The organism is Helicobacter bizzozeronii (assembly GCF_900196775.1).
Classification (GTDB): Bacteria; Campylobacterota; Campylobacteria; order Campylobacterales; family Helicobacteraceae; genus Helicobacter; species Helicobacter bizzozeronii.
This window is the reverse complement of the sequence record NZ_FZLB01000107.1, coordinates 1-5,286: the sequence shown is the minus strand read 5'-3', so window position 1 is coordinate 5,286 and position 5,286 is coordinate 1. Positions and strand designations below refer to the sequence as shown.

At 47.8% G+C, this 5,286-nt stretch carries 8 protein-coding genes; 1 reads left to right on the top strand and 7 read right to left on the bottom strand.

Annotated features, from left to right (window positions below; translation table 11 throughout):
- Positions 1–62: 62 nt before the first annotated feature.
- From C5684_RS08800 to ggt, 7 genes are read right to left on the bottom strand one after another with little or no spacing between them, the layout of a single operon-like run.
- Complete coding sequence (locus C5684_RS08800) at positions 63–323, bottom strand: membrane protein (protein ID WP_013890249.1); 261 nt, start codon at positions 321–323, stop codon at positions 63–65.
- 2 nt (positions 324–325) lie between these two features.
- Positions 326–670, bottom strand: coding sequence for a dihydroneopterin aldolase (locus C5684_RS08795; protein ID WP_104640078.1), 345 nt, complete (start codon positions 668–670; stop codon positions 326–328).
- A gap of 7 nt (positions 671–677) precedes the next feature.
- Positions 678–1,340, bottom strand: a complete 663-nt coding sequence (plsY, locus tag C5684_RS08790; RefSeq protein WP_006017295.1) for a glycerol-3-phosphate 1-O-acyltransferase PlsY — start codon at positions 1,338–1,340, stop codon at positions 678–680.
- 39 nt (positions 1,341–1,379) lie between these two features.
- A complete protein-coding gene (locus C5684_RS08785; RefSeq protein ID WP_013890251.1) occupies positions 1,380–1,916 on the bottom strand; it encodes a hypothetical protein in 537 nt (178 codons plus the stop codon).
- Positions 1,913–2,518, bottom strand: a complete 606-nt coding sequence (coaE, locus tag C5684_RS08780) for a dephospho-CoA kinase (protein ID WP_104640077.1) — start codon at positions 2,516–2,518, stop codon at positions 1,913–1,915. Before coaE ends, C5684_RS08785 begins: the two co-directional genes overlap by 4 nt.
- Positions 2,515–3,267 (bottom strand): spermine/spermidine synthase domain-containing protein, encoded by a 753-nt coding sequence (locus tag C5684_RS08775; protein ID WP_104640076.1) that lies wholly within the window; start codon positions 3,265–3,267, stop codon positions 2,515–2,517. Before C5684_RS08775 ends, coaE begins: the two co-directional genes overlap by 4 nt.
- Positions 3,267–4,949 (bottom strand): gamma-glutamyltransferase, encoded by a 1,683-nt coding sequence (gene ggt / locus C5684_RS08770; protein ID WP_104640075.1) that lies wholly within the window; start codon positions 4,947–4,949, stop codon positions 3,267–3,269. Before ggt ends, C5684_RS08775 begins: the two co-directional genes overlap by 1 nt.
- Before the next feature lie 100 nt (positions 4,950–5,049).
- Between ggt and C5684_RS08765 the strand changes: the two genes are divergently transcribed.
- Positions 5,050–5,286 (top strand): hypothetical protein (locus C5684_RS08765; RefSeq protein ID WP_104640074.1); only part of this gene is annotated, 237 nt, incomplete at its 3' end.

Sequence of the window (5,286 nt, the reverse complement as noted above, 5' to 3'; positions counted from 1 at the left end):
GTGTTGAAAATGGGGGTAATCTTTTCACAAAGCTATCACAGCGTAATAACAAGAATATGACATTACTGATACGCCCCATCAATGCTCATTCTAGCTAAATCAGCAGAGAGGGCGCGTGTGTGGGTTTGGTTGGAGGACACATTGATACTCGCATCGGTTTTGAATAGATCGCTGGGCTGGTTGCTTTGGCGTTGTTGGAGTTCTTGGCGTTTAAAAAACTCGGTATTGTTAAATTCAAATTTTGCGGGCTTGGGGTTGGGGGGTTGTTGGCATGCGTTTAAAAGGGCTAAACAGAGCAGAGCCACTAGCCCATTTTGCCACACCACTACCCCTTAAAAGTTTGGCTTAATCTAGCCCCCACTAGGGCTTTTTGGCAAGCTTGGGGTTTTTTGATCTCCATATCAATATGCGTGATCGATGGGAAGCAGGTTTTAAGCCACGCGGTGATTTCCTCTAAGGCTTGTTCTAAAAGCGGGTATTGCGTGGTGGCAAATTTATTTTGCACCACCTCCAGCAAGTCCATGTAGTCCAAATAGTCCTTACCCTTGTGATCATGGGGGTAGTTGTATTCCACTTGGAGATTAATCAAGATGGGCTGGGGGGTGGTCTGTTCGCTCACCATTGTGCCAATGAGCACATCGAGTTGGTAATTTTCAATCAACAAAGTCATGGTTAGCCTATAAAATCTTTTTCTCGCGCCCACTCAGCAAATTAAGCAGGTTAGACCAATGTTTATAGAGGGTGAAAACAAAAACAAGCACCATCGGCGTAGGCGTGCCCACCTCATGCAAGATATTAACAGAGGCGGGAATGCCCCAAGAGGGCAGGAAAAACACCAAGAGAGTGGCTAGACCCACACCCGCAATGGAGGCTAGAGAGGAGATTTTAAGCCCCTTGCCAATGATTGCCCAAAGTGTGAGCCCAATTAGGCTCTCTATAGGAATAAGCAAGAGGACTGCCCCCATTGTGGTGCTCACCCCCTTACCGCCTTTGAAGTTCAGATAGGGCGAATAGCAATGCCCGATGATGGTTAAAATCGCCACCATCCACTGGGCTTCAAAATTCAAACCCGCCATTTTAGAAGCCAGCACGGGCACAATCCCCTTGATCAAATCCAACACCAAGCAGATACTCCCCAGTCTCTTAGCCCTTTGGGGATCAAGACCTTTAGCCACACGGCAGACATTGGTCGCCCCAATCCCCCCACTCCCCTCTTTGGTGATATCCACCTTGTAAAGCACCTTCATCATCACAAACCCAAAGGGAATCCCCCCGATCAAATAGCCCAAGATGTAAAAGATCACATTGATATTGCTCAAAAAGATCAGCAGATTTTCCATGCAAGCCTCCTAAAGGGGGGATTATAGCAAACTTCTCTTTTAAAATGAGCGGGTGTAGATTCCACGCTGCCAAACGCCTAAGGGGTCATCTAAAAGGAAATTGACTTTATAGCTTTCTTTGATTCCATGTTTTTTATCCCTTAAAATGTGCTGGATAGAAAGTTCAACGGGGGGGAGTTTTAAGGGGGTGTTGGGTTTGAGCTCAAAGGCTAAAAATAATGGCTTATTTTGGGCAAAATCCCAGCCCGTGCGCCATTGTGGCAAGGTGGTTTGGCTTTTAAGCAAGCGATCACCCACCTGCACCTCAAAGCTAGCCAAGTAATAAATGCCCGGCTCTAGGGTGCGTGTGGCGATCCGCGCTTGTTTGTAGGTGTCTCTCCATAGCAAGAAAAACCAGTTATTGCTCCCCAGCACAAATTCCTTAGAGGGTTTATCGCCCAGTTTGCGCCAATAAGTTTTGACCGCCCCGCCTTGATAGCCAATATCAAAGGTAACTTGGCTAGCCAAGCTAGAATGCTTGGGCGCGCAGGCACATAACAACAAAGCTAGGCTACAAATGATCGTTTGTGTCCTCATAGTGGGCACATTTTAGGCAGCTCTAAGATCAGCCCTTCGATCTCTTGTTGCAGGTGTTTTAAATCCTTAGAATTATCCAGCACAAAGGGGCTTAAAGATTTTTTGATCTCAATATCCATTTGGGCGTTGAGTCTTTGGGTGATTTGGTGGGGGCTTAAGTGATCTCTTTGGGCGACCCTTTGGATTTGTACTTCTCTAGGCGCATAGACTAGCACCACTTGGGTGATCCCATAACTTTTAACCCCTTCCACTTCGTAGTAAAGCGGGATGTCTAAAAAATAGGGTTGGCGGTGGGTTTCTAAGCTTTGGGCTTGATCTAAGAGTTCTTGGCGCACTTTGGGGTGGATAAAGCCCTCTAGTTGGTGGCGTTTGCTTGTATTGGCAAAAACAATCTCCCCCAGTTTGGGGCGATTAATCTTACCCGCATTTAAAATATCCTCTGCAAATAGGGCTTGAATCTCTAGAGCGTGTTGGTCTAGGAGTTGGTGGGCGATTTTATCCGCATCCAGCACTTGGTAACCATGCAGGCGTAAAAGATTAGCCGCCGTGCTCTTGCCCGTGCCAATCCCCCCAGTGAGCACAAAAGCGTATGCCAAGCTCAATTTTTCAACAACCCTAAATATGCGCTCTTAAGCCAGTTGGGCTGGCAAAAGGCACTGGTATGCACTTGGGCGTTGTAATGCTGCAACCCCTCGAGCATATCCACCTTTTGCAAGCGCAAATCCGCCTCGGGGTGGTAATGCTTAGAGGCAAAGAGGTAGCACAAGGGGCGCACATCATAGGGGTTTGTGCAGGGCATGAGCACCGAAAAATAGCCCTGCAAGTGTTCTAGGGTGCTTTTAAAACCTTGTGGGTCTAATAGCGGGTGGGGGGCACGCAACAACAAGATACCTTGGGGGCTTAACATGCGTTGCAAGCCATCGATTTGGTGGGCATTGGGCGTGTGCAAATCGATGATCAGATCGTATTTTTGAATTTCCAAATCGATCATCTTGGCATGGTGTTTGAAGTTAGCATGGGCGATCACTTCCTCAAAATGGGGGAAAAAGGCTTTAAGGGCGTGTAAAATTTTAGATTCCTCTTGGATAAATGCCACGCTTTTAGCATGCCCTAAGAGTTCAAAAGCCACCTCTAAATCAAATCCCCCCACCACGAGGGCATGTCCAATCTCAGGCAGAACACCCCCCCCCACATGGGCTAAAAATTCGCTCTGCAAAAAGGGGTATTTTTGCAAAAACACCTCTTCTTGTGCGCCCAAAACCTTAGCCACAAGCCCAAAGACCGGGCTTTCAAAAATTTCTAAGCTGCAAGCCACGCCTTTAACTTGCTGGATTTTAGAACCTAGTTGCATCAATACTCTTGGCGGGGGTCGTGTGCCCCATACATCATGTGCGATTTGGCATCGATCACAATGGCATTCACATCCCCCATTCTGGGCTTGACCACAAGCTTATAGCCCATTCTTTTGAGATTTTCTGCCACATCTTTAACCACGCCAAATTTTTCGGTACGGATTTCATCGGGCAACCACTGCATGTGGAAACGCGGGGCGGTGATGGCTTCTGCGATGTTCATGCCATGATCGATTACATTGCTGATCACTTGTAAAACCGTGGTGATGATGCGCGCCCCACCCGGGCTGCCCACGACCATGAAAACCTTGTTGTTTTTAAGCACAATGGTTGGCGACATGGAGCTTAAGGGGCGTTTTTTGGGCTCAATGGAATTAGCATCGCCCCCCACAAGCCCGTATATATTGGGTGAGCCCGCTTTGATGGAAAAATCATCCATTTCGTTATTGAGTAAAAAGCCCGTCCCCTCAATGGCAGCAGCGCTCCCATAAGAAGCGTTGATCGTGTAGGTGATGCTCACCGCATTCCCCCATTTGTCCGCAACAGAATAATGCGTGGTGTTTTTGCCCTCATGCAATTGCCCTAACCCGGGGTTGATCTTGGTGCTATCAGTGGCTAAGTTGGGCTGGATATTTTCATAGACCTTTTTAGCATAAGGTTTGCTGGTGAGTTTTTCAACCGGGATGGTGATAAAATCGGGATCGCCCATGTAAAGGGAGCGATCGGCATAGGCTTGGCGCATCGCCTCTGCCATGATGTGCATGGTTTGGCTAGAACCAAAGCCCAAACTACCGATGTCGGCGTTCTCCATTGTGTTTAAAATCTCAATGATGTGCGTGCCTCCTGAGCTAGGCGGACCCATAGAAACGATCTTATAACCCCGATAAGTGCCCACAACGGGTTTGCGCCACACGACATTATATTGTGCTAAATCCTCCTTAGTGATGATCCCCCCATTGCGGCGCATATCCTCTGCGATCAATTCAGCAATTTTGCCCTTGTAAAAAGCACTAGGACCCTGCTCTTTAATGAGGGTGAGAGTCTTGGCTAAATCGCTTTGCACAAATAAATCCCCCTCCCGATAAGACACCATGCCTTTTTTCAAAAAATACTTGCGGCTACTGGCGTATTTGGCAAAACGCTCTTTGGCAGCTAGCATGGTTTCCCCTTGTCTAGCACTGAGTTTAAAACCTTTTTCGGCTAAATCAATGGCAGGCTGGATCAAGGTGGCTAATTTTTTAGTCCCGTATTTGTCTAACATTTCACTCAAACCTGCCACGGTGCCCGGAACCCCAGCAGCCAAGTAGCCATCAGTGCTCAAATTAGGGATCACTTTGCCATCGCGATCCAAATACATGTTTTTGGTAGCTCTTAAGGGGGCTTTCTCCCTAAAATCAAGGGTGAGATTATCCCCATTAGCCAAATGGATCACCGCAAAGCCCCCCCCGCCAATATTGCCTGCGGCTGGATGCACCACCGCTAGGGCATAACCAATTGCCACGGCCGCATCAATGGCATTCCCCCCCTCATCTAAGACCTTTTGCCCGATTTGATCGGCTAGGGGATTGCTTGAAAGAGCTAGAGCCTTGCCCTTAATGGGAGGCCAACTAGCCCCAGAGGCAAGCTGTATCCACCCCACACTAATTAAAATAACAAGCCACAAACGCAACATCTGCAACATGAAATTCTCCTATGATTTAATCAAAAAGACCGCTATTCTACCATAAGTTAGAGCACTCTGAAATTAAGCTATAATACAAACATGACAGAAAGGACGATTCTTGATTCTAGCACTCAAATACCGCCCCAAACATTTTAAAGAGCTCATCGGGCAAGAATCCATCTCCACCACTCTAGCCCTCGCATTGGATCGTGCCCGTTTGGCGCACGCCTATTTATTTAGCGGGTTGCGTGGGAGTGGCAAGACCAGCTCGGCTAGAATCTTTGCGCGCGCTTTGCAATGTGAGAGAGGACCTGCTAGCACACCTTGTGATGTCTGCCCTAATTGCCTAGAGGCT

Bases quoted from the DNA above. Each gene is read 5' to 3' on its own strand.
- C5684_RS08785 (WP_013890251.1), bottom strand. From the start codon at position 1,916: ATGAGGACACAAACGATCATTTGTAGCCTAGCTTTGTTGTTATGTGCC.
- C5684_RS08775 (WP_104640076.1), bottom strand. From the start codon at position 3,267: ATGCAACTAGGTTCTAAAATCCAGCAAGTTAAAGGCGTGGCTTGCAGC.
- plsY (WP_006017295.1), bottom strand. From the start codon at position 1,340: ATGGAAAATCTGCTGATCTTTTTGAGCAATATCAATGTGATCTTTTAC.
- C5684_RS08795 (WP_104640078.1), bottom strand. From the start codon at position 670: ATGACTTTGTTGATTGAAAATTACCAACTCGATGTGCTCATTGGCACA.
- ggt (WP_104640075.1), bottom strand. From the start codon at position 4,949: ATGTTGCAGATGTTGCGTTTGTGGCTTGTTATTTTAATTAGTGTGGGG.